Origin of the sequence: Exiguobacterium sp. s192 (assembly GCF_018618795.1) — a bacterium.
GTDB lineage: Bacteria > Bacillota > Bacilli > Exiguobacteriales > Exiguobacteriaceae > Exiguobacterium_A > Exiguobacterium_A undae.
Map to the genome: position 1 here is coordinate 127,768 of NZ_JACSMS010000007.1, position 22,098 is coordinate 149,865.

Annotated in this window: 22 protein-coding genes; 10 read left to right on the forward strand and 12 right to left on the reverse strand. The window is 48.3% G+C overall.

The genetic code is table 11. The annotated features are described in order from the left end of the window. Nucleotides 1-47 precede the first annotated feature (47 nt). Nucleotides 48-887 carry a polyamine aminopropyltransferase gene (gene speE / locus KNP87_RS12450; RefSeq protein WP_014969274.1) on the forward strand — a complete coding sequence of 280 codons (840 nt, stop codon included), beginning with the start codon at nucleotides 48-50 and terminating at the stop codon, nucleotides 885-887. Nucleotides 888-947: 60 nt separating this feature from the next. Continuing rightward, nucleotides 948-1,820 (forward strand): agmatinase, encoded by an 873-nt coding sequence (gene speB, locus KNP87_RS12455; protein ID WP_028107152.1) that lies wholly within the window; start codon nucleotides 948-950, stop codon nucleotides 1,818-1,820. 52 nt (nucleotides 1,821-1,872) lie between these two features. Here the strand turns inward: speB and KNP87_RS12460 are convergent, their stop codons facing one another. Both KNP87_RS12460 and KNP87_RS12465 read right to left on the reverse strand, forming a co-directional pair. Further along, the gene (locus KNP87_RS12460) at nucleotides 1,873-2,463 is read right to left on the reverse strand and encodes a LysE family translocator (protein WP_214721868.1); all 591 of its coding nucleotides are present in this window, start codon (nucleotides 2,461-2,463) and stop codon (nucleotides 1,873-1,875) included. Continuing rightward, nucleotides 2,460-2,918 (reverse strand): Lrp/AsnC family transcriptional regulator, encoded by a 459-nt coding sequence (locus KNP87_RS12465; protein ID WP_214721869.1) that lies wholly within the window; start codon nucleotides 2,916-2,918, stop codon nucleotides 2,460-2,462. Before KNP87_RS12465 ends, KNP87_RS12460 begins: the two co-directional genes overlap by 4 nt. A 219-nt stretch (nucleotides 2,919-3,137) precedes the next feature. Between KNP87_RS12465 and KNP87_RS12470 the strand changes: the two genes are divergently transcribed. Then, on the forward strand, nucleotides 3,138-3,935 hold the full coding sequence (locus tag KNP87_RS12470; protein ID WP_026834168.1) for a DUF4397 domain-containing protein: 798 nt from the start codon (nucleotides 3,138-3,140) through the stop codon (nucleotides 3,933-3,935). A gap of 22 nt (nucleotides 3,936-3,957) precedes the next feature. Next, complete coding sequence (locus tag KNP87_RS12475) at nucleotides 3,958-4,518, forward strand: class F sortase (RefSeq protein ID WP_251135584.1); 561 nt, start codon at nucleotides 3,958-3,960, stop codon at nucleotides 4,516-4,518. A 74-nt stretch (nucleotides 4,519-4,592) separates the two neighbouring features. On the opposite strand, the gene KNP87_RS17385 is transcribed toward KNP87_RS12475, so the two are convergent. The 9 genes from KNP87_RS17385 to KNP87_RS12520 all read right to left on the reverse strand — a co-directional run bounded on the left by KNP87_RS17385 (nucleotide 4,593) and on the right by KNP87_RS12520 (nucleotide 14,352). Then, a complete protein-coding gene (locus KNP87_RS17385) occupies nucleotides 4,593-5,900 on the reverse strand; it encodes a protoglobin domain-containing protein (protein WP_214721870.1) in 1,308 nt (435 codons plus the stop codon). 206 nt (nucleotides 5,901-6,106) lie between these two features. Further along, the gene (locus KNP87_RS12485; protein ID WP_026834165.1) at nucleotides 6,107-6,331 is read right to left on the reverse strand and encodes a hypothetical protein; all 225 of its coding nucleotides are present in this window, start codon (nucleotides 6,329-6,331) and stop codon (nucleotides 6,107-6,109) included. 86 nt (nucleotides 6,332-6,417) lie between these two features. Next, on the reverse strand, nucleotides 6,418-6,624 hold the full coding sequence (locus KNP87_RS12490) for a cation transporter (RefSeq protein ID WP_119923766.1): 207 nt from the start codon (nucleotides 6,622-6,624) through the stop codon (nucleotides 6,418-6,420). Further along, nucleotides 6,621-8,753 (reverse strand): heavy metal translocating P-type ATPase, encoded by a 2,133-nt coding sequence (locus KNP87_RS12495; protein ID WP_214721871.1) that lies wholly within the window; start codon nucleotides 8,751-8,753, stop codon nucleotides 6,621-6,623. Before KNP87_RS12495 ends, KNP87_RS12490 begins: the two co-directional genes overlap by 4 nt. 12 nt (nucleotides 8,754-8,765) lie before the next feature. Beyond that, nucleotides 8,766-9,062 carry a metal-sensitive transcriptional regulator gene (locus KNP87_RS12500; protein ID WP_214721872.1) on the reverse strand — a complete coding sequence of 99 codons (297 nt, stop codon included), beginning with the start codon at nucleotides 9,060-9,062 and terminating at the stop codon, nucleotides 8,766-8,768. 134 nt (nucleotides 9,063-9,196) lie between these two features. Next, complete coding sequence (locus tag KNP87_RS12505; protein ID WP_214721873.1) at nucleotides 9,197-10,729, reverse strand: DHA2 family efflux MFS transporter permease subunit; 1,533 nt, start codon at nucleotides 10,727-10,729, stop codon at nucleotides 9,197-9,199. Nucleotides 10,730-10,959: 230 nt separating this feature from the next. Beyond that, entirely contained in the window at nucleotides 10,960-11,286 is a 327-nt protein-coding gene (gene ytxJ / locus KNP87_RS12510; RefSeq protein WP_028107145.1) for a bacillithiol system redox-active protein YtxJ, read from the reverse strand. Between the two features lie 4 nt (nucleotides 11,287-11,290). After that, nucleotides 11,291-12,916 carry an acetolactate synthase large subunit gene (locus KNP87_RS12515; RefSeq protein WP_214721874.1) on the reverse strand — a complete coding sequence of 542 codons (1,626 nt, stop codon included), beginning with the start codon at nucleotides 12,914-12,916 and terminating at the stop codon, nucleotides 11,291-11,293. Then, the gene (locus KNP87_RS12520) at nucleotides 12,913-14,352 is read right to left on the reverse strand and encodes an NAD-dependent succinate-semialdehyde dehydrogenase (protein WP_026834158.1); all 1,440 of its coding nucleotides are present in this window, start codon (nucleotides 14,350-14,352) and stop codon (nucleotides 12,913-12,915) included. The genes KNP87_RS12515 and KNP87_RS12520 overlap by 4 nt, the downstream gene beginning before the upstream one ends. A 370-nt stretch (nucleotides 14,353-14,722) precedes the next feature. Between KNP87_RS12520 and KNP87_RS12525 the strand changes: the two genes are divergently transcribed. The 5 genes from KNP87_RS12525 (at nucleotide 14,723) to KNP87_RS12545 (ending at nucleotide 19,014) form a co-directional block, all read left to right on the forward strand. Then, nucleotides 14,723-16,423, forward strand: a complete 1,701-nt coding sequence (locus KNP87_RS12525; RefSeq protein ID WP_051524897.1) for a glycoside hydrolase family 13 protein — start codon at nucleotides 14,723-14,725, stop codon at nucleotides 16,421-16,423. 115 nt (nucleotides 16,424-16,538) lie between these two features. Continuing rightward, nucleotides 16,539-16,961 (forward strand): YwiB family protein, encoded by a 423-nt coding sequence (locus KNP87_RS12530; protein ID WP_233550706.1) that lies wholly within the window; start codon nucleotides 16,539-16,541, stop codon nucleotides 16,959-16,961. Next, the gene (locus tag KNP87_RS12535) at nucleotides 16,951-17,370 is read left to right on the forward strand and encodes a hypothetical protein (protein WP_026834156.1); all 420 of its coding nucleotides are present in this window, start codon (nucleotides 16,951-16,953) and stop codon (nucleotides 17,368-17,370) included. Before KNP87_RS12530 ends, KNP87_RS12535 begins: the two co-directional genes overlap by 11 nt. Before the next feature lie 80 nt (nucleotides 17,371-17,450). Further along, nucleotides 17,451-17,891 (forward strand): NUDIX domain-containing protein, encoded by a 441-nt coding sequence (locus tag KNP87_RS12540; protein ID WP_214721875.1) that lies wholly within the window; start codon nucleotides 17,451-17,453, stop codon nucleotides 17,889-17,891. A gap of 79 nt (nucleotides 17,892-17,970) precedes the next feature. Beyond that, the gene (locus tag KNP87_RS12545) at nucleotides 17,971-19,014 is read left to right on the forward strand and encodes a zinc-binding dehydrogenase (protein WP_214721876.1); all 1,044 of its coding nucleotides are present in this window, start codon (nucleotides 17,971-17,973) and stop codon (nucleotides 19,012-19,014) included. 115 nt (nucleotides 19,015-19,129) lie between these two features. Here KNP87_RS12545 and KNP87_RS12550 read toward each other — a convergent pair whose 3' ends face one another. Then, nucleotides 19,130-19,474, reverse strand: coding sequence for a DUF2628 domain-containing protein (locus KNP87_RS12550; protein ID WP_214721877.1), 345 nt, complete (start codon nucleotides 19,472-19,474; stop codon nucleotides 19,130-19,132). A 201-nt stretch (nucleotides 19,475-19,675) separates the two neighbouring features. On the opposite strand from KNP87_RS12550, the gene KNP87_RS12555 reads away from it, so the two are divergent. Further along, the gene (locus KNP87_RS12555; RefSeq protein ID WP_214721878.1) at nucleotides 19,676-21,808 is read left to right on the forward strand and encodes a (Fe-S)-binding protein; all 2,133 of its coding nucleotides are present in this window, start codon (nucleotides 19,676-19,678) and stop codon (nucleotides 21,806-21,808) included. The last annotated feature ends 290 nt before the right edge of the window (nucleotides 21,809-22,098 follow it).

A 22,098-nucleotide genomic window follows, 5' to 3' on the forward strand; every position in this document is an offset into this window, starting at 1 on the left:
CATACGAACAACTTTTGTCTTGATGAAAGAAAGGGGTTCTATCGCAAATGGAACAAAAATTAAAGTTATGGTTCACGGAACACCAAACGGAAGATTACGGTATCACATTCCGTGTCAACCACGTTTATGAGAGCGAACAAACGGAGTTTCAACGCCTAGAGATGGTTGAGACGGACGAGTTCGGTACGATGTTGTTACTTGACGGAATGGTCATGACGACAGATCGAGATGAGTTTGTATATCACGAAATGGTCGCACACGTTCCACTGTTCACACACCCGAATCCAAAATCGGTTCTGGTTGTTGGTGGAGGAGACGGTGGCGTCATCCGCGAAGTGTTAAAACACCCATCAGTCGAAAAGGCTGTTCTTGTCGAAATCGACGGAAAAGTCATCGAATACTCGAAGAAATATCTACCAAACATCGCAGGTGGTCTCGACGACGCACGTGTTGAAGTCATCGTGGGAGACGGCTTCATGCATATCGCAGAAGCAGTCAATGAATATGATGTCATCATGGTTGATTCGACAGAACCTGTTGGTCCTGCCGTTAACCTGTTTACAAAAGGTTTCTACTCAGGAATCTCAAAAGCATTAAAAGAAGACGGCATCTTCGTCGCACAGTCGGATAACCCATGGTTCACACCAGACTTAATCCGTGACGTCCAACGCGATGTCAAAGAAATCTTCCCAATCACGAAACTCTACATTGCCAACGTTCCGACTTACCCGAGCGGTCTGTGGACATTCACGATTGGATCGAAAAAACATGATCCTCTCGCTGTCGCACCAGAGCGTTTCCACGAGATCGAAACGAAGTACTATACACCGGAACTTCACACAGCAGCATTCGCGCTACCGAAGTTCGTCAAAGATTTAACGATTTAATTGTACGTCAGGAGTGTTCCGTTTTTAGGGGCACTCCTTTCTATGACTGGAGGAATAATGATGCGTTTTGATGAAGCTTACTCAGGTAAAGTGTTTATCGCGAGTCAACCGACTCACGAAGATGCAAAAGGTGTATTGTACGGTATGCCGATGGACTGGACGGTCAGTTTCCGTCCCGGCTCACGATTTGGTCCAGCCCGGATCCGTGAAGTGTCACTCGGACTCGAAGAATACAGTCCGTATCTCGATGGTGACATTGCGGATGCGAAATTGTTTGATGCCGGCGATATCCCGTTGCCGTTCGGCAATGCCCAAAAGTCACTCGACATGATCGAAGAATACGTCGATTCGTTGCTGACGGCAGGAAAGTTTCCGCTTGGTATGGGGGGCGAACACCTCGTCACATGGCCGGTCGTCAAAGCCTTTGACAAACATTATGATGACTTTGTTGTGCTGCACTTTGATGCACATACGGACTTACGCGATTCGTATGAAGGAGAGCCGTTGTCGCACTCGACACCACTTAAAAAAATCGCAAACTTGATTGGACCGGAAAACTGTTATTCGTTCGGCATTCGTTCAGGGATGAAAGAAGAGTTTGAATGGGCGAAGACGTCCGGTTACAACTTGTTTAAATATGAAATCGTCGAACCGCTAAAAGCCGTTTTGCCGAAGCTTGCCGGTAAAAAGGTCTACGTGACGATCGATATCGATGTGCTCGATCCTTCGGCGGCACCCGGAACCGGGACGCAGGAAATCGGCGGTGTGACGACAAAAGAATTACTTGAAGTCGTTCATATGATTGCACGTGCGGATGTTGACGTCATTGGAGCCGATTTGGTTGAGGTCTGTCCGGCGTATGATCAGTCTGACATGACGGCAATCGCGGCTGCCAAAGTCTTACGTGAAATGATGATTGGGTTTATCAAGTAAAAAAGGAAAGGGTCAGATCCGTTTTGCGGAATCTGACCTTTTTTTCTTTTCGTCATATCAGAAGTTCATACAATCCGTATCCACCAAAACCCAGCAACAAGAATGCTGACAAATATTGAATGGAACGGGAGAGAACAGGGGAAATTTGTTTTTTGACGAGGTGCATCAGTTGGCTTAAAAACAGCCACCAACTGGCTGAACCAATAAAAATACCAAGCAGTAAGCTGAGTGGCGATGCGGCTGTCTCCTGAAAACGGGCGAGAATAGCTAAAAAAGCAAGAATCGTCATCGGATTCATCAACGTGAGCAATAAGGTCGATCCATATGCTACTGCTAATGAGGTAGTTGGTCTGGATAACGGAACCGCATGTGTCTGCTTAAGTGTTTTCACGCCGAAATAACAGAGAAACAGACTGCCGACGAATTGAAGCGGAACGGTATGTGTCACAAACAGCTGGATCAGTGATAAGCCGGATAAAGCGATCAGTCCATAAATTAAATCCGCTGTGGCGGCCCCTAAACCGGACACGAATCCGAAACGTCTACCGGACTGAAGTGTCCGTTGGATACAGAGTAACCCGATTGGTCCAACTGGAGCTGCGATGGCGAAGCCGATCAGAAACCGTTCATTACCATGAATCAATCCTCCGGAAGCAGCGGTAAAGCCGTCGATTCTTTTAATGTCCGCATGATAATCGTCGTTTTCGTCCGGGAGATGCCGTGCAGGATTTTGATCTGGTTCGTGATGATATCGTCTAATTCTTCGGTATTGCGGCACCGGATTTTCAGCAGATAATCATCTTCTCCTGCGACATGATGGCATTCAAGAACATGCGGCAACTCCTGAATCCGTTGTAAAAAAGGATCACGGTGTTCGGGGCGTTCCAGGGAAACGGCAACGAATGCGCCAAGATCGTAGCCAAGCCGCGCAGGATCGAGAACAGTCTCGAACCGACGAATCATCCCTTGTTCTTGTAAACGGTTGACGCGGTCAGCTGTTGCGGGAGCCGATAAGCCGATGTGCTTTGCAAGAGTCGACCACTTCATTCGGGCATCTTGCATAAGTAACTTAATTATCTTCATATCCAATGAATTCATAATTAAAAACCTTCTTTTCTATTGTTTTTAATTATAATTTATTTCATTTAAAATAAAATCGCAATATGCAATTTTTGAAAAAAAAGCACACTCAAACATTTACAGAGGTTGTGATTTACTTTAAGTTTAAGATGTCACCACAAGGGAAATGTTCTAAGTGTAAAACGAAATGTTGGTTTGAGAGCGGAATACATTATGACATGAGAGGTGGAAAAAAAGATGAAAAAGATTTTATCTTTCGTTACAGCTGCTCTGCTATTCGCACTTTTTGTGCTCCCAGTAGGCGCAGCGGACCATCAGGCAATGGTACGTGTAATTCATGCTTCGCCGGATGCTCCAGCAGTTGACATCGCTGTCGATGGCAAAAAAGCAGTTTCAGGAGCAGAGTTTAAAGCAGTCACAGATTATCTCACTCTCCCAGAAGGAGAACATAAAGTAGAAGTCTTCGCAGCAGGTACAACAAAAGATCCTGTACTTTCTCAAACACTCAACATCGAAGCGGGAAAATTCTATTCTGTTGCGGCAATCGGTAAATTAGCAGACATCAAACTTGCTGTTATGGAAGATAACGGCAAAGGGGAAGACGGCAAATCAATGGTCCGTGTCGCTCACTTTGCACCGGATGCACCAGCAGTTGACGTCGCTCCAAAAGGTGGAGATCCACTCTTCAGCGACCTTGAATTCTCGAAAGTCTCAGATTACGGTACACTGGATGCCGGCACGTATGATCTTGAAGTACGCCCAGCCGGTGCGACAGATGTCGTCAAAGCACTGGATGGTATCAAGCTCGACAGTGGCAAAAACTATACAGCACTTGCAATTGGTTTACTTGAAGGAGAACCAGCCTTCGACGTCCTCTTGATTCCAGATGGCGGTGAAATGGCAGCAATGCCGGACACTGGTCTCGGCGGAACAACGGAAAACTCTTCAATGGCAACAACTTGGGCACTCGTAGCACTTGCTGGAGCAGCACTTGTTGGGACAGCCTATGTCGTCCGTCGTAAAGAAAACGCGTAATCTCCTTTTATTCTGTACCGTGATGCTCGCTGGGTGTGGAGGAGCAGAGAAACCGGCTGCTCCGTCCGTTCCACAGTCAGAGGAACCGGCATCACCTGTCGCCGAGCAACCAAAGCCGAAATCAACTGAGAAACAGACGGAACCATTTGTTCCGGCACGTTTACGTATTCCGACCATCGACGTGGATACAAAAGTAGAAGTCGTCGGGAAGGATACGAAAGGGCGAATGGACGTACCAAAACAGACGGATCAAGTCGGATGGTACCAGTATGGGGCGAAAGCCAACCAGACCGGCAATGTCATTTTGGCGGGTCATTTAGATGATACGGATGGACCGGCAGTTTTTTATGATTTAGCGAAGGTCAAGCAGGGGCAGCGGATTGAAGTAAGTTCAAAAACGGGTGAGAAAGTCTCATACGTGGTGACAAACGTGAAGTCTTATCCCGTTGATCAAGCACCTGTCGGATCGATTTTTGGTGCGACACTTGCACAACGTTTAACCTTGATTACTTGTATCGGAACGTTCACCCAATCGAAAGGGTACGATGAACGATTGGTCGTGACGGCGGAACAGGAGAAATAACAAAAGGACCAATCCATAACGGATTGGTCCTTTTGTTTAGTCAAAACGGATTGGAAAAACGATTGCCGGCGGAATTACGCGTTGACTTCAGAAGCCGCGACGAGATCCGTTGTTAAAGCAGACAACCCTTGTGTCGTTTGACTGATGCCTTGGATCGTTTGGACGATTTGACTTAAATCGTTTTTATTACGTCCGAACATGTCCAAATAGTTTTCCATCTCTTTTTTAACGGTGTGGATCCCGACTTTCACTTGTTGCAACTCATTGCGGGAAGCGGAGTTCGAACGGGTGATGTCCTCCATCTGTGACACCAACTCGTTGATGTTTCCGTTGTTTTTTTGAATTAATGTATTGATGCTGCTGCTGAGTAACTTCGCGTTTTCCGCCAAGTTGCGGACTTCAATCGCAACGACGGAGAAACCTTTCCCGTGTTCACCGGCCCGGGCGGCTTCAATCGACGCATTCAAGGCAAGCAGGTTCGTCTGATTCGCGATGTCTTCAATTCCTTGTGTCATCTTGACGATTTCATCCGACGTCGTTTTCAGTTGCTGAATGCTTGTCAACGATGTGCTGACTTGTTCCGTCGATTGGACGAATTGTTGCTCCATTTTTTCCATCTGCGTTTCATTTTCTGATGTCAATCCGACCAGATTGCGGCTTGTCTTTTCCGTTTGATCGGTTTCAGATAAGATTTGTGTCGCGCGACGACTCGTTTCCGAGATCGCACCTTCCGTCTGTTCGACAGTGCTTGCGACTTCCTGGCTGACACGCACGACGTCTTGTAACAGACGGCTCCGTGATTCGTTTGCTGCACTGACTTCATGTAAACGGGCATCCACATATTGACTCGTCACGATTTGCGCATCGAGATTCATCGCGTGGTTGAGCGCTAAAATGACATTCGACAACTGAGCCGGATCGTGTTGGAAATGCTCAACGATTTTCGGAATCAACAATGTATTAAACGCTGCGTAAGAAGCGATGAACCAGGTCACCGGAACGAAGTTGCGGTTATGCGTTTTCCCCATTCGGGTCCGCATCGCCAAGAACTTATCATCCATGTTACCGGTCAATAAACTGCCGAAGTAGTCAGCAAACACTTTTTTCAGCCGTTCCCGTGTCGATGAGTTTTGAGCAATCTGGACCATCTCTGGATGCAGAAGCAAATGATCGAGTACTTGCTCGAGGACTTCATCCAAGATGCTGTTGACGACAGGTGCCATCGCTTTTAAGGTTTGCAGGTGTTCTTCCGTGTAGCCCATGTATTCTAAGCGTCCTGTTAAGCTCGGATCACTTGTTTTCGTAATGAGTCGTTTGTCTGGAAATCCGATTATCGCCTGATAGGTCGACGTCGATGATTTAGTTTTAAATGGATTGCGCACGATTTGCCCCCGATTTTCTTGGAATTAAGATTTTTAGTGTCTTGTTTGTTATCGGCTGTTTCTGGAAATCCGATAATCGTTTTCTATAAAATTTAGTTCTGGCTGATAAAACATTGACCTGAAACAAAAAAACTCACGGTCTTGGACCATGAGTGAAATGACCTCTTCTGAAATGAAGGGTACGTGCTATATGTGTCAAACAATAATTAGACAGGTTGATCCTCTTGAAAGGCTTTTTTGGCGTCGACGATTGTCCGCATCCGGCTGACACAACCTTGAACGAACTGAATGTCGATCGACGTAAAGCGGGTGACAGGTCCTTTGGCTGACTCAGCGCTGAATGTGAAGGTTCCGAGATTCCAAAGTTCGATTTTAAATCGTTTTCCTTTGTTGTCATCGAAGTGTTCTACGAATTCGATTTTCGGTACCATACGAACCCCTCCTTGTAGAACCATTCCCGTTTTTTTCAAAAAAAAAAAGCCGAACTGCGTGTTTCAGACAGTTTGGCGCAAAATATTTAAGCGGATGGAACGTCGTATCCGATTTCTTCAATGGCGTCGACAAGACGTTCTGTCGTGACGTCTTCGTGTGTCACCGTGACCGTGTTGTCCGCAAGTGAAACCGTTGCGTTGGTTACACCGTCCAACTCATTTAGTGCCGATTCGACACTCGCTTTACAGTGATTACATGTCATACCGATAACAGGGATGGTTGTTTCTTTCATGATAGATGTCCTCCTTTAGATAATGGAATACGTTTTAAGCGTAACGCATTTGTGACGACGGAAACAGAGCTGAATGCCATGGCGGCACCTGCGACCCAAGGGGCGAGGAGGCCGAGGCAGGCAATCGGAATCCCGATTGTGTTGTATCCGAGGGCGAAGACCAGATTTTGCCGAATGTTTTTCATCGTCTGTTCACTGAGCCGAACGGCGGTGACGACTTGCTGCAGGTCGTGTCCAAGTAATGTGACGTCTGCCGCTTCGAGTGCGACGTCTGTCCCGCTGCCAAGCGCAATCCCGACATCGGCCGTCGCCAGTGCCGGCGCGTCATTGATGCCGTCCCCGACCATGGCGACCCGCCGTCCCGTTGCCTGCAATGCTTTGACGTGGTCAGCTTTTTCAACCGGTAACACATCAGCGAAGACGTGATCTTGCGGAATACCAAGTTCGACTGCCAGCTGGTCCGCGACTTCCCGCCGGTCACCGGTCAACAGGTAGACTGCTTTTGTTTGTTGCAGTTCTTGAATGACCTGCTTGGTGGTAGGTTTCAGTTCATCCCGGATGGCGTATCCGGCTTTGATTTCCTGATCAACTGCGACATACACGAATGTAGCGCCGGCAGCCGACCAGTCAGGGAGAGCAAGATTACGTTCCCGCATCATGCGTGCCGATCCGACGATCACGTCACGCCCTAAAATCACTCCGCTGACACCTCGTCCGGCATCAACGGTGAAGCGGTCGATGTCAAAGACGACATCCCTTTCCTCCGTAATCGCATGCGCAAGCGGGTGTTCCGATTTTTTCTCAAGTGCTGCCGCAAAATCAAGGGCTTCCTCCTGACCAAACGTCTTGACGACGACAGGCCGGCCAACTGTCAACGTTCCCGTCTTATCAAAGACAACGGCGTCGACATGCTGTAACGACTCGAGTTGGGCGCCACCTTTAAATAACACACCATGTTCGGCTCCTTTGCCCGTTCCGACCATGATGGAAGTCGGTGTCGCAAGTCCAAGGGCACACGGACAGGCGATGACAAGCACGGCGATTGCCGGACGAATCGCTTCCGCGAACGAACCGGTCGTCCACCACCAGACCGCTAACGTCAGCAAGGCGATGGCGACGACGATCGGAACGAAGACACCGGAAATCCGGTCGGCCTGCCGCTGAATCGGCGCTTTTTCCGTCTGCGCTTGTTCGACGACACGGATGATGTTCGCAAGCATCGTCTCCTGACCAACTTTTGTCGCTTCAATCACGAGATGTCCGTTCGTGTTTAATGTGCCTCCGATGACGGCGTCGTTGTTCGTTTTATGGACCGGAAGCGGTTCACCGGTCAACATCGATTCGTCGAGATAGGCATCACCGGATACAATCATTCCGTCCACCGGGATTTTTTGTCCCGGTTTTACGACGAGCTGCATTCCGGTTTGGATCTGATCCATCGGGACGGTCCGTTCGATGCCTTGTTCCAGGACAACCGCATCGGTCGCCTGTAAGGAAAGAAGACTTTTAATGGCACCCGTCGTTTGTTGTTTGGCACGGTCCTCGAGGACTTTTCCAAGAAGGACAAGTGTGATCAACACGGCGCTGGTCTCAAAATAGAGATTCGGCATCGCCGGATGGATCAGCATTTCCGCGACCGAATAAAAGTAGGCAGCCGATGTCCCGAGGGCGACGAGGACATCCATATTGGCGCTTCCGCTGCGCAGGCTCTTATAGGCTCCGATATAGAACGGAGCACCGATGATGAACTGGACCGGTGTCGCCAGCGTGAACTGGAGCCACGGATTCATCAGGAATGGCAAATGGACCAGACTATTCGGGATGTGTGACACCATGCTGAGCAACAACGGCAAAGACAACAAGGCGGCGATCCAAAAGCGGTAGAGCATCCGGCGGTTTTGAACCTGTTCGTGCGGAGTCGTCTTAAGCGTGGCGCTGTAGCCGACTTTTTTTATCTTATCGAGGATCGTCTGCTCTTCCATGTCGTCCGGAACAGCAATTCGAGCAGTCTCAAGCGGCAGGTTGACCGTCGCTTCGACACCGTCCATCCGATTTAAGACCTTTTCAATCCGTGCGGAGCAGGCAGCACAGGTCATGCCTTCGATGTTGAGTTCAATCGTTTTCGACATCTGGATCCCTCCTTACTTCTTGAGACGCGCGATGACGGCCATCAGTTCATCGACATACACATCCGTGTCCTCGTTACCGGTTGCAGCATCGTGCATACACATCTTGACGTGACGTTCGATGATCTGCAGCTCGACTTGCCGGAGTGCGGCCTGAATCGATGCGGTCTGGGTCAAGATATCAATGCAGTAGCGGTCTTCCGCGACCATTTTGGCAATGCCGCGGACTTGACCTTCAATCCGTTTTAAGCGTTTCGTTAAGGCATCTTGTTCCTCGGATGAGCGGGGAACAATCGGGTGATCATGCGCCATGAGAGGGTACCTCCTTTTGGTTTCTTTGTCTAGTTAGACTATATCATATAGGTATGGGGGGTACCAGTATAAAGATTGGAAATAAAAAAACCGCTTCATCTAAAAGAACAAAGCGGTCGTAAGAACTAATTGATTTACTGATTTGAGACTTGCGGTTTGACGATTTGTTCATTCAACGACCGGTTGCTGATGATATCTTCGGCTTGTGTCGCTCGTTTGATGAAGAACGAGAGCACAAACGCAAGACCGGCGATAAACGTCGAGATGAAGAAGGCATAGTTGATGCCGTCGAGCGTCGCCTGCATGACGATTTGCTGTTTCATGGCAGCAGCAGCCTCGGCAGTCGGTTGACTCGTCATGTTTTTCGCCGCTTCCTGCGCGAGTTCCGTCCCGCGTGTCTTCGCATGGGTCGACATGATCGTGACGAGCAGAGCTGTTCCGATTGCACCGGAGACTTGCTGTAACGTATTGTTCATCGCTGTCCCGTGCGGGTAGTAACGGGTAGGCAACTGGTTCAGTCCGTTCGTCGAAACCGGCATCATGACCATCGACATTCCGAACATCCGGAGAGAATACAGGATGATCAAATGCGTATACGTCGTATCCATCTCAAGCTGACTGAAGTAGTAACTCGTGACGACCGTGATGAACAATCCGGTAATCGCAAGCGGACGTCCACCAATCTTATCAAACAGTTTTCCGTTGATCGGCGACATGACAGCCATCAAGATGGCTCCCGGCAGTAACATCAAACCGGCATCGAGGGGAGAGATACCGCGAATCGTCTGAACGTAGATCGGTAAGAGCAACATCCCGGAGAACATCGCGATCGTCACGACCATCGAGATGACTGACGACAGGGCGAACATCGGATACCGGTAAATTTTAAAGTTGAGCATCGGACGTTCCATCTTCAATTGACGCAGGATGAACGTGACGAGGGCGACAACTCCGATGATCAAGGCCAAGATGACATGGAGACTGTCCCATCCTTTAGAACCGGCAGAACTGAAGCCGTACAACAGACCTCCGAATCCAAAGGAAGACAAGATGACCGACGTAAAGTCGAGCTTGGCATTGGACCGTTCTTTGACGTCACGGAGTAAGACGAATCCGGTCACTAGAACGATCAAGGCGATCGGCGTGATGAAATGGAACAACATCCGCCAATCGTAATGCTCGATGATCCAGCCGGATAGTGTCGGACCGATGGCCGGTGCACCCATCATGATGAGACCGAAGAAGCCCATCGCGGTGCCGCGTTTTTCAATCGGAAAACTGACGAGCATGACGTTCATCAACAGAGGCATCATGATGGCAGATCCAGAAGCCTGAATCATCCGACCGGCGAGCAGGACCGGGAAGGCATCCGCAAAGCCGGCAAGAATCGTCCCGAGCGAGAACAAGGTCATCGCCAGCAGAAACAGGCGGCGGACCGAGAATTTTTGAATCAGGAAAGCGGAAGTTGGGATTAAAATCCCGTTAACGAGCATGAAACCCGTCGACAACCATTGAACGGTCGAGGTTTCAATGTTCAAATCCTTCATGATGGAAGGAAGGGCGATGTTAAGTAACGTGTTGTTTAAAAAAGCAATAAAGGCACCGATCATCAGTACGGCAATGATGCCATAGGGGGGACGAGCGGAAGCAGATTTTTCGTGTTGCATGGGTTTCCTCCTTAATGAACTGGCAGTACACATTTCTATACGGTCGTTCTATCTGTTGTCTATCTTAATCTGATTTAACTTGAATTACAAATATTAATAGCTAAGAAAGATAATTTTATTTTTTGTAAACAAGATGAATCGATAAGAGGGATCGTCTCATATAAAAAAAGCGTCACTCCTTTTGCTTTGTCGAAAACAAAAGGAGTGACGCTTTAATAAAATAGACGTTATTATCCGACGTGTGTCTTCAGGGCATCCATCGTAATGTCGTAATGCGATGTCGTCCAAACGGCGCGTCCGTCCTGAATAAACAGCACTTGCGGCGACTCATGCCGGACATTGTAATGTTCTGCGATGTGATTCGACAAGGTCCGTGCTTCCTGGACCAACAAGTAAGCAGTCGGAACGGATGTCGTATCAGCATACTTCGTGTACTCGGAAAAACCAGCCGAACTGATCGGGCAGGTTGTACTGTGTTTACAGATGACGAATGTCGTATGTTCTGAAACAAATTGATCAAAATCGGAAAGCGATTGTAATTTTCTAAGCTGTGTCATTCTATCATCCTCCATAAGTTCGTAAACGGTCACTTAACTTCAGATTCTCCCTGTAATCGACCGGACAGTCAATTAAAACGGGTCCGTCACTCAAGAAAGCTTGCTCGAGACAAGCAGCCAGTGTGCCGTGTTCTCCGACACGCAGACCAAGTGCGCCAAAGGCGACAGCGAGTTGTACGAGGTCCGGATTGTCGAATTCGATATAAGGGGCCCGTCCGTACGCTTGCTGTTGTTTCCATTCGATCAGTCCATACGTCCCGTCACGCCAGATGATGACGACGATCGGCAATTTCAGCCGAACAGCCGTCTCAAGATCCTGACCATTCATTAAAAAGGCACCGTCACCTGACGCACAGAGGACACGCCGGTCCGGATAAAGCAGTTTCGCGGCGATGGCACTTGATAACCCGTACCCCATCGAAGAAAAGCCGTTCGAAATGAACAGTTGATTCGGGCGTGTCGTTTGAAAATGCCGTCCGAGCCAAACTTTATGCGCGCCGACATCGGAAAAGACCATCCCGTCCGAACCGATCGCCTGTTCCAATTCCCGGACGATACTTTGCGGATGAAGCGGCAGTGCCATCGAGTAGGGTGCCTGAATTTCCTTGCGTAATCGATCACGGTCTTGTTGCCAACCGGACCAGGCACGATTCGGCACGTCTTCGGCAAGTAACCGTAACGTATCCGGCAACGAACCAATCAAATTGGCGACGACCGGATAATACTGGTCCACCTCATGTTGATTCGTGTCGATATGGAGAACCGGTGTCCGGTTCGGGTTCCATTTCGACGGCGGCAGTTCCGTAATGTCATAACCAATTGCGATGATTAGATCGCTTTGGTCGATGATGCGTTGATTATAATCAGCGTTTGGCAGGCCGATCGTGTGAGCAGCGAGCTCGTGGTCGGACGCAATCGTTCCTTTTCCCATCATCGTCTCGACGACGGGGACACCTAAACGTTCGACGAAGTGACGAAAGGCATCCGTCGCTCCGCTCCGGTTGATGCCAAATCCTGCGATGACAACAGGTTTTTCCGCGTGCTCGATCTGTTGCAAGACAGCACTGTCCTTGACCGAGGTCGGATGCAGATACGTTGGAGCACTATCCACAAGCAAAGGAGTTTTGGCATCGACGTCAGCTTTGGCAATGTCTTCCGGGAAGGAAATATGTGTCGCGCCCGGTTTTTCGGAAGCAGCTTGAGCAAACGCCTGGCGGACGACTTCTGAAATGACTTCACCGGAAGAGATCGATGTACTGGATTTTGTGATCGGCTGGTACATCTCAACCAGATCGAACATCTGATGCGAGGCTTTATGCTGCCGCCACGTTGCCCCTTGCCCGGTAATCGCGACGACCGGAGAATGATCCATCGTCGCACTGGCGATGCCGGTCATCATATTCGTTGCACCGGGTCCAAGCGTCGAGAGGCAGACGCCGGGGCGTCCGCTCAATCGGCCGAACATCGAGGCCATGAATGCCGCGTTTGTTTCATGACGTGTCGTCACGAAGGTGATGTCTGATTTACTGATCGCTTCGAGTAACGTAATGTTTTCTTCCCCCGGCACACCGAAAATGTGTGTCACACCTTCTGCTTCGAGACAGTCGACGAACCGTTCAGCGGCGTTCATTGGTCAAGACCGCCGATGGAGACATACTTCGTTTCAAGGTAAGCTTCAAGCCCTTCAGAACCGCCTTCACGTCCGACACCGGACTGTTTCATGCCGCCGAACGGCGCTTGAGCCGCCGAAGGAACACCGTCATTCCACCCGACGATTCCATAATCGAGATTTTCGATGGCCCGGAATGCCCGGGCATAGTTGTTCGTGAAGACGTAAGACGCCAGACCAAACGGCGTCTGATTGGCATAATGAACGGCTTCTTCATCCGAACTGACCCGTTGGACGGGGGCGACCGGACCAAACGTTTCTTCGTTCATGATCAGCATCTGTGGAGTGACGTCAGCAAGAACCGTTGCTTCATAATAGTAGACATCCTGATCCTCGTCGGCTTGTCCTGTTCCACCGGTTACGATCCGTGCACCGGCTGATGTGGCGTCATCGACATGTTTTTTGACTTTGTCGTAGCCGGACTTGTTGATCATCGGACCGATTTTCGTGTCGCTGTCGAGTCCGTTGCCGGTTTTCAGTTTAGCTGTTTCCTGACCCAGTTTTTCGACGAAAGCGTCGTAAATCGAATCGGAGACATAAATGCGGTTCCCGCAGACACATGTTTGTCCGCCGTTCCGGAACTTCGATTTGATCGTTTCAGCGACAGCAAGATCCAAATCGCAGTCATCAAATACAAGGATCGGAGCATGTCCGCCAAGTTCGAGGGACATCGCCTTGATCGTCTCGGCACCTTGAGCCATCAATGTCCGGCCGACTTCGGTTGAACCGGTGAAGGTGATCTTATCGACGTGGGGATGGGTTGCAAGCGATTCCCCCAAGTCTTTACCGCTGCCCGTCACGGCATTGACGACGCCGTCCGGAATGCCGACTTCCTGACAAAGCTCAAGCAGACGGAGTGCGGTCAACGGAGTGGCCGTTGGTGGTTTTAAGACAAACGTACAGCCGGCGACGAGTGCAGGTGCCAACTTCCGCGTAATCATTGCCGCCGGGAAGTTCCATGGTGTAATCGCAGCGACGACACCGACCGGCTGTTTGATGACGTGCAGTCGTTTGTTTGTATCATGTGACGGAATGATCCGACCGTAGGCGCGTTTTCCTTCTTCCGCAAACCATTTGACGAAGTTCGCCGCATACTCGACTTCGCCTTCCGACTCAGCGAGGGGTTTTCCCATCTCGAGTGTCATCAGCCGTGCCAATTCATCCTTTTTCTCAAGCATCTTCGCATACAATTTTTCAAGTAAGGCGGCGCGTTCATAAACGCTCCGTTTCGACCATTCCGGAAAAGCTTTCCGGGCGGCTTCGACGGCATCGTTGACATCTGACTTTGTTCCATTCGGTACACTGCCGACGACTTCCCCGGTCGCCGGATTTTTGACATCGGTTCGTTCCCGCTCATGATTGAGCCATTGTCCATTAATCAAAAACTGTCCGTCCATCTTACAAAATCCCCCTTTTTTATTCGCATTGTTAAGGATATACCCGAAGATTGAAAAAAAGATTCATTTTTCCGGGAAAAGGTTGTGCAAAAGGCTAGAAATTGACCGATAAACAGTGTAGGATAATTCAGTAAATGTAATGTATTTCTGTTAGAAAAATTTTGTTTAAAAATCAAATTCGGCAATTGTGTAAAGTAACGGAATCAACCTTGAATCGTTGACATTCCAACTGGGTTTGATAAGATAAAGATAGGGTATTTGCGCAATCGGTTGCGCTATAAAAAACTAAACCGATGAATAGTATAAAACGTCGAGAATTTGTATAAAAAAACGGACAACAAAGACTGAAATACGAGAGGATTTATCCATAATGACACAAATGATACCGCGTCCGGAAACGGCACAAAAAACACTCACGCGAGCTTGGTGGAAAGAAGCAGTTGCTTATCAAATTTATCCACGCAGCTTTTATGATGCAAACAACGATGGAATCGGCGATATCCCGGGTATCATCGCAAAATTGGATTATCTGAAAGATCTCGGAGTCGATGTGTTATGGATTTGCCCGATGTTCAAATCACCAAACGATGACAACGGATACGACATCAGTGATTATGAAGACATCATGGACGAATTTGGAACGATGGCCGATTTTGATTTATTAATGGAAGAAGCACATAAACGCGATATTAAAGTACTGCTGGATTTAGTCGTCAATCATACGTCGGACGAACACCCGTGGTTCCTCGAATCCCGTTCGTCAAAAGACAACGATAAACGTGACTGGTACATCTGGAAGGATGCAGTCAACGGCGGTGAGCCGAACAACTGGGAAAGCATCTTCGGCGGTTCAGCATGGGAATACGATGAAAAGACCGAGCAGTATTTCCTGCACGTCTTCTCACGTCGTCAACCCGACTTGAACTGGCGGAATAAAGACATGCGTCAAGCGGTCTACACGATGATCAACTGGTGGCTTGATAAAGGGGTCGACGGTTTCCGGATCGATGCCATCAGCCACATCAACAAGGATCAATCGTATGCCGACTTGCCAAATCCACTCGGTATGCCGCACGTCCCTTCATTTGAGATGCATATGAATGTCGAAGGGATTCACGAATATCTCGAAGAATTAAAAAACGAGACGTTCTCTAAATACGACATCATGACAGTCGGTGAAGCGAACGGTGTAACACCGGAAGAAGCAGATCTTTGGGTCGGAGAAGAAAACGGCAAGATGAACATGGTCTTCCAATTTGAACACATGGATCTGTGGCGGGCCGACGCCGAAAAAGGCGTCGACGTTGTTAAACTGAAACAAGTTTTGACGAAATGGCAAAAAGGACTTGAAGAAACAGGCTGGAACGCACTGTATCTTGAAAACCACGATAAGGTCCGCTCGGTCTCGCTTTGGGGTGATGAAGGACAATACTGGAAACAAAGCGCGAAGTCACTTGCGATGATGTATTTCTTCATGCAAGGGACACCGTTCATCTACCAAGGGCAAGAAATCGGGATGACAAACGTTCAGTTCCCGGACATCTCCGACTACGATGATGTCGCGACGAAAAACATGTACAACATGCAACTGGCATCAGGGAAAACACATGAAGAAATCATGGAAGTCATCTGGAACTCGTCCCGTGATAACTCCCGGACACCGATGCAGTGGACGAATGAACAAAACGGCGGGTTCTCGGAACAGTCGCCATGGTTCGGCGTCAATCCAAACTTTGCGGATATTAACGTCGCGTCCCAGCAAGCAGATGAAGACTCGATCCTGAACTTCTACAAACGGATGATTCAGATTCGGAAGATGGAAGAAACGTTGATTTACGGAGAATACGACTTAATCCTTCCTGAGGATACAAAAGTGTATGCTTACACACGAACACTCGGAAATGAACAATTCCTGATCGTGACGAATCTAAAAGATGAAGTGGCGGAAGTCGATACCGACATCATTCTTCATTCGGATAACGTCATGCTCGCGAACTACGAGACGACGTATCACGAAGGAACAGAATTGACGCTTCAGCCGTTCGAAGCACGTCTGTACCGCGTACGATGAGGAAAAGACTGGATTTGGCAGATGCTGAATCTGGTCTTTTTTGTTTTGGCGCGCGGGAAGCAGAAGATGCAGGACATCAGAAAATCGTGTACGCTAGACGGTGAGGTGATAAAAAGTGAAACCAACACGTTATCCGGTGCGGTTGCGACAAGTCACATCGATTCAAGATGAAGCGATGCGAGAATCTGTCGAGCTTGAAACCGACGGCACATTGTTTGAAACGAAGGATGGGTTTGCCCTGAAGTTCATTCAAGAGGACGATCAACCGATTGATACGACCATCAAATGGTCACTCGATCAGGTGGCGTTGAACCGAAAAGGTCCGGTCTCGATGCACCATGTCTTCATACTGGGACAAAAGACGAAAAGTGGTTATGAGAGCCAGTTTGGTCAGATGGTCATGGAGACGGAAACCGCAACAATCGAAATGACAGAACAACGCATGCAATTCCAGTACGACCTGATGATGAATCATCAGCCGGTCGGCACGTATACGATTGAACTAACTTGGGAACGGAGTGAGACAGATGGCATTTGAACAAACGGTAAAAGAGATGGAACAGATGCTCGAAGAAGATTGGTTCGAGTGGTTGGAAAATGATGAGCCGAAATACAACGAATGGCGCGATCAACTTGAGGCGCTTGCAGAGCAGGTCATGACGGAATACAATTCGAAAGTCGATTCGGACGCGATTGATTCCTTATTATTAATTAACGAAGACTTACCGGTCTTGTACGGTGAAGATACGGTCATGCTGTATACGGCGTTACTTCATTCACGAAAAGAAGATGATTCGGTCTACGAACGTTATTTGACGATCTTAGGTGCCTTTTCAGAAGAAAATCATCCGGCAATTCGGGAAGTCGAACAGGCCGTGTCGAAAAAAGATTACAAAACAGCGTATGCGCGTGCAGTGAAATTACCGCAATCGCTTGGATTAGAATAAGTATGTGCCGGAGCAGTTCCATTCAAAGGATATTTGAACGGGCTGCTTTTTTTGATGTTCATGACAAAGGGGGAATCAGCATGAGAACGTTATACCGGATTGTCGTCGGGATTGTCAGACAGGGGGATCAGTTGCTGGTGGTCAAAAATCAGGCGGATGGGGAGGGCGCGGTGTGGAGTCTGCCAGGTGGTGTGATTGAAGCCGGCGAAACGCTGGCGGACGCTTTAAAACGGGAGATGGCAGAAGAAACCGGACTGTCCGTCGAGACGTTCCAACTGGCATACGTGACAGAAAACTTCATCGAACAGTTTGATGCCCACAGTCTCGTTACCTATTTTGAGTGTACGGTCACGGGAAGTCTGATGTTGAACGATCCCGATGGTGAAGTCGTCGCCTGCCGATGGGTGCCGATTGAACAGTTGGGGGACTATCTTCTGAATCGTGACGTACTTGAGCCGTTGCAGGATTATTTAACTGAGACATCCAAATCCTATTATCTGTACGGAAAGATGGTCTGGTAATTTCGCAGAATAAAGTCTAAAGCTTTTAAAAAGCGGGCAAGGAATAAAGAGCAACTGTTTTAGAGAGGAAGGAAATCATATGAAAGTCGTTCAAGTCAATGGATACGGCGGTGTCGAGCAACTCGAAGTCGTCGAACGTCCAGTACCGAAACCGCGTGCCGGAGAAGTTCTGATCGAAGTGAAAGCATGCGGCATCAACAACACGGAAATCTGGATGCGGGAAGGCGCCTACGGAACGGATGCCCAATCAGGCTGGAAACCGGAAGGCGTTCAGTTTCCACGTGTCCCGGGTTCTGACATCAGTGGACGGATCGTGCAAGTCGGAAGCGGGGTCGACGAGGCACGCAACGGTCAAGACGTCGTCTTGTTTCCGTTCACTTCAGGCGGTCAGCCGGGAACGGAACATATCAGTGAAGACATGTCGTTCATCGGATCAGAATATGACGGAGGATATGCCGAGTATGTCGTTTGGCCGGCAGAACTGTGTTATGCGATGCCGCTTGCCGATTATACGAAAAGTGCTGTTTTCTCCGTCAGTGGATTAACGGCGTGGCATATGAACGAACAAGTGCAACTGCAACCGGGGCAAACCGTCCTCGTCACAGGCGCAAACGGCGGCGTCGGCTCCTTGAATGTCCAGATTGCCGCCCGCGTGTTTGGGGCGACCGTCATTGCCGTGGTCGGAGACTTGAAGACGGAAGAGGCACTCAAACGTCTTGGCGCCACACATGTCTTGTCGTACCGCTCGGAACAATTGGCGGACGAGATCATCGCCGTTAACGGCGGACCGATTGACGCTGTTCTTGACGTGGTCGGGGATCCGTTGTTCAAGACGGCACTGACTGTCTTGAAAAATGGCGGGAAGTTCTGCATTTCCGGTTCTGCCGGTGGTCAGCAGACCAACTTGGATTTCCGGACGATGTATTTAAAGCACTTGACGTTTTACGGCTCTGTTCTCGGAACACGTGCTGAATTTGAACGGATGCTTGACGCGATTGCTGCCGGAAAACTGGAACCGGTCATCGACCGGACATTTTCGCTTGAAGAGGCAGCGGCAGCCCAGACGTATTTTAAAGAGACAGGCAAGCTTGGGAAAATCGTATTGATACCAAATGTGGATTAAAAGAAGCAAGTTTCTTATTTCATATTTTTCTTTACAAATATTTATATCACTTAAAAAATACAGCCTCGATTTTTATCGAGGCTGTATTTTTTAAGTTTTATTCTACTAAAGAGCTTTAAACTGCTGGCTGTGACTGGGCTGTTTCAGATAATAATTTTACATGAATTCCCCGTTGTTTTAATGCTTGCTGAAACGAATGATCAATTGGACGATAACCTTTTTCGATTAAGTCATTAATGTAGATTTTATTATATAAGAAAGCGAAAGCAATATTTACAATCCATCCTCCAAAACCGGCAGTCAAAAGTGTAACGACAATACCGACAATCAATTGAATCGATCCCCATTTGATATCACCACGGAAAAATGCTGGAAAGAATCCAAAAAAGAACGTTGTCCATGAAAATCCTGCTTTTACCTCTTTAATTAATCCACTTGAGTGTTGTAAAATTCCGTTCAAAACCAATTACCTCCTACAAAATATACATATATTAGAACTTTTTAATTTTAACCTACTTATTTTTCAATTTAAATTATTTTTTGTAAGTTCAAGTCAATAATTTATTAAAGAGAATAAACATCAAAATAATGAATGAATAGCCATTCATTATATGCTATACTCATATCAAATAATGGCTTTAGGGGGAAAGGGGCTTGTTTCATGGGGACGTTTTTACTGATTAACTGGATTGCCTTCCTGCTCGTCGCAGGTTATGCAGGTTACTTGTTCGTCACGCTTGTTAAAAGTCGGTATGAGGCGATTCGCAGGGGGAAAAAGGCGGAATGGACGCTGACGAACAAAGAACGGCTCAATGCGGTTCTCGTCAACGTATTCGGTCAAAAGAAACTGTTGAAGGATAAGAAAAGCGGCACGATTCACGTCATGATGTTTTATGGATTTTTACTCGTTCAATTTGGAGCGATCGATTTTATCTGGAAAGGACTCGCGGTCGGACAACGTTTTCCACACGTCCCGCTCGGACCACTTTATCCGATCTTTACATTTTTCCAAGAAATCGTCATGCTCGTCATCTTAGTGGCTGTCGTTTGGGGATTCTACCGCCGCTATGTTGAAAAACTGGTTCGTCTGAAACGGAACTTCATGGCCGGACTGGCGTTGATTTTCATCGGCGGATTAATGGTCGCCGTTCTGTTCGGAAACGGATTTTTCCTGGTCTATGAAAATCATTCGACGTTCGGGGAACCGGTGGCTTCAGCGATTGCGTTTTTATTCAGCTGGGTACCGGAACAAGTGGCGTTTGGTCTGTTTGTGTTCTTCTGGTGGGTCCATCTCTTGTTCCTGCTGAGCTTCATGGTCTACATTCCACAAGGAAAACATGCGCACTTGATTGCCGGAACCGCCAACGTTTGGCTTGGACGGACATCAAAAGTCGGACGGATTACACCGATCGATTTATCGGTTATGGAAGAAGCGGAAGACGACGAAGCGGAATTCAGTTTTGGTGTTAACCGGATTGAAGATTTTAATCAAAAGCAACTCGTTGATCTGTATGCCTGTGTCGAATGCGGACGCTGTACAAACATGTGTCCGGCGAGCGGAACCGGGAAGATGTTGTCACCGATGGATTTGATCGTTAAACTGCGTGATCACCTGAATATGAAGACGGCAGCGATCACCCAAAAATCTCCGTGGGCACCGGCGTTTGCCTTTGAAGGATCGCAAGGAAACCAAATCGCATCGCTTGCTGCGGCAGGTCAAATGGATGTTGTACCGGATTCATTGATCGGCAACGTCATCACAGAAGAAGAAATTTGGGCGTGTACGACATGCCGGAACTGTGAAGATCAATGTCCGGTCATGAACGAACATGTCGATAAAATCATCGACCTCCGTCGTCACCTTGTGATGATGGAAGGAAAAATGGATCCCGAGATGCAACGGACGATGGCGAACATCGAACGTCAAGGGAATCCGTGGGGAATGAACCGGAAAGAACGCGAAAACTGGCGCAAAACGCGCGAAGAGTTGGTCGTGCCGACTGCAAAAGAAAAGAAAAAAGCCGGCGAAGAGTTCGAATACCTCTTCTGGGTCGGAGCAATGGGCTCGTATGACAGCCGCAGTCAAAAAATCGCGATGGCGTTTGCGCGAATCTTAAATGAAGCGGACATCTCGTTTGCGATTCTCGGCAACGATGAGAAAAACTCCGGCGATACACCACGCCGCATCGGGAATGAGGTTCTGTTCCAGGAACTGGCGGAAGCGAACATCAAGTCGTTTGAGAAATACGGCGTCAAAAAAATCGTCACGATTGATCCGCATGCGTACAATACGTTTAAAAATGAGTACCCGGACTTTGGTCTCAGTCCGGACGTCGAAGTGTATCACCATACGGAATTGCTCGCCCGGTTGATTGACGACCAACGGATCAAACCGATCCATGAGGTCAGTGAACGGGTTGTCTATCACGATTCGTGTTACCTTGGTCGTTACAATGATATTTATGATGCACCGCGCTATATCTTAGAGAAGATTCCGGGGATCACGCTTGTCGAAACGGAACGTAACCGGGAAAAAGGCATGTGTTGCGGAGCCGGAGGCGGCATGATGTGGCAGGAAGAGAAAGTCGGGGCACGTGTCAACGTCGCCCGGACCGAACAGTTATTGACGGTCCAACCATCCGTCATCGGATCGGCTTGTCCGTACTGCCTGACGATGCTCAGCGACGGGACAAAAGCGAAGGAAGTCGACGAACAGGTTGCGACCTATGACGTCGTCGAACTGCTCGAACGGTCGATTGTCGGAACACCCGCGAAAGAACCGGTAACCAGCTGATTGAGGTCGGGAACACGAAAAAACGTATAAAAAGCTCAAGGGGCTGACTCAAAAATAAGTCTCTACAAAGATAAGGGTGGCAGAATGATACTCTGCCACCCTTATCTTGTTAAAAAAAAGAATTACTCGTTACACGCAACTTCTACAGGAAAAAGCGCATTTTTGCGCTGTCTGATATGCTCCCCAAAAAGTAGACAGTTGAAATAAGAAAAACTGTTTATTTTTGAAAGGAGCTTTTTTCTATGTCCAAATTCAAGCGTTCCGCTAGTGAAAAACTAGATGCCATCCAA

Coding starts and splice junctions, on each gene's coding strand:
- KNP87_RS12485 (WP_026834165.1), bottom strand. CDS start 6,331: ATGGTACCGAAAATCGAATTCGTAGAACACTTCGATGACAACAAAGGA.
- KNP87_RS12465 (WP_214721869.1), bottom strand. CDS start 2,918: ATGAATTCATTGGATATGAAGATAATTAAGTTACTTATGCAAGATGCC.
- KNP87_RS12555 (WP_214721878.1), top strand. CDS start 19,676: ATGGGGACGTTTTTACTGATTAACTGGATTGCCTTCCTGCTCGTCGCA.
- KNP87_RS12505 (WP_214721873.1), bottom strand. CDS start 10,729: ATGCAACACGAAAAATCTGCTTCCGCTCGTCCCCCCTATGGCATCATT.
- KNP87_RS12475 (WP_251135584.1), top strand. CDS start 3,958: ATGCTCGCTGGGTGTGGAGGAGCAGAGAAACCGGCTGCTCCGTCCGTT.
- ytxJ (WP_028107145.1), bottom strand. CDS start 11,286: ATGACACAGCTTAGAAAATTACAATCGCTTTCCGATTTTGATCAATTT.
- KNP87_RS12515 (WP_214721874.1), bottom strand. CDS start 12,916: ATGAACGCCGCTGAACGGTTCGTCGACTGTCTCGAAGCAGAAGGTGTG.
- KNP87_RS12495 (WP_214721871.1), bottom strand. CDS start 8,753: ATGTCGAAAACGATTGAACTCAACATCGAAGGCATGACCTGTGCTGCC.
- speB (WP_028107152.1), top strand. CDS start 948: ATGCGTTTTGATGAAGCTTACTCAGGTAAAGTGTTTATCGCGAGTCAA.
- KNP87_RS12540 (WP_214721875.1), top strand. CDS start 17,451: ATGAGAACGTTATACCGGATTGTCGTCGGGATTGTCAGACAGGGGGAT.
- KNP87_RS12545 (WP_214721876.1), top strand. CDS start 17,971: ATGAAAGTCGTTCAAGTCAATGGATACGGCGGTGTCGAGCAACTCGAA.
- KNP87_RS12525 (WP_051524897.1), top strand. CDS start 14,723: ATGACACAAATGATACCGCGTCCGGAAACGGCACAAAAAACACTCACG.
- KNP87_RS12490 (WP_119923766.1), bottom strand. CDS start 6,624: ATGAAAGAAACAACCATCCCTGTTATCGGTATGACATGTAATCACTGT.
- KNP87_RS12520 (WP_026834158.1), bottom strand. CDS start 14,352: ATGGACGGACAGTTTTTGATTAATGGACAATGGCTCAATCATGAGCGG.
- speE (WP_014969274.1), top strand. CDS start 48: ATGGAACAAAAATTAAAGTTATGGTTCACGGAACACCAAACGGAAGAT.
- KNP87_RS12535 (WP_026834156.1), top strand. CDS start 16,951: ATGGCATTTGAACAAACGGTAAAAGAGATGGAACAGATGCTCGAAGAA.
- KNP87_RS12470 (WP_026834168.1), top strand. CDS start 3,138: ATGAAAAAGATTTTATCTTTCGTTACAGCTGCTCTGCTATTCGCACTT.
- KNP87_RS12500 (WP_214721872.1), bottom strand. CDS start 9,062: ATGGCGCATGATCACCCGATTGTTCCCCGCTCATCCGAGGAACAAGAT.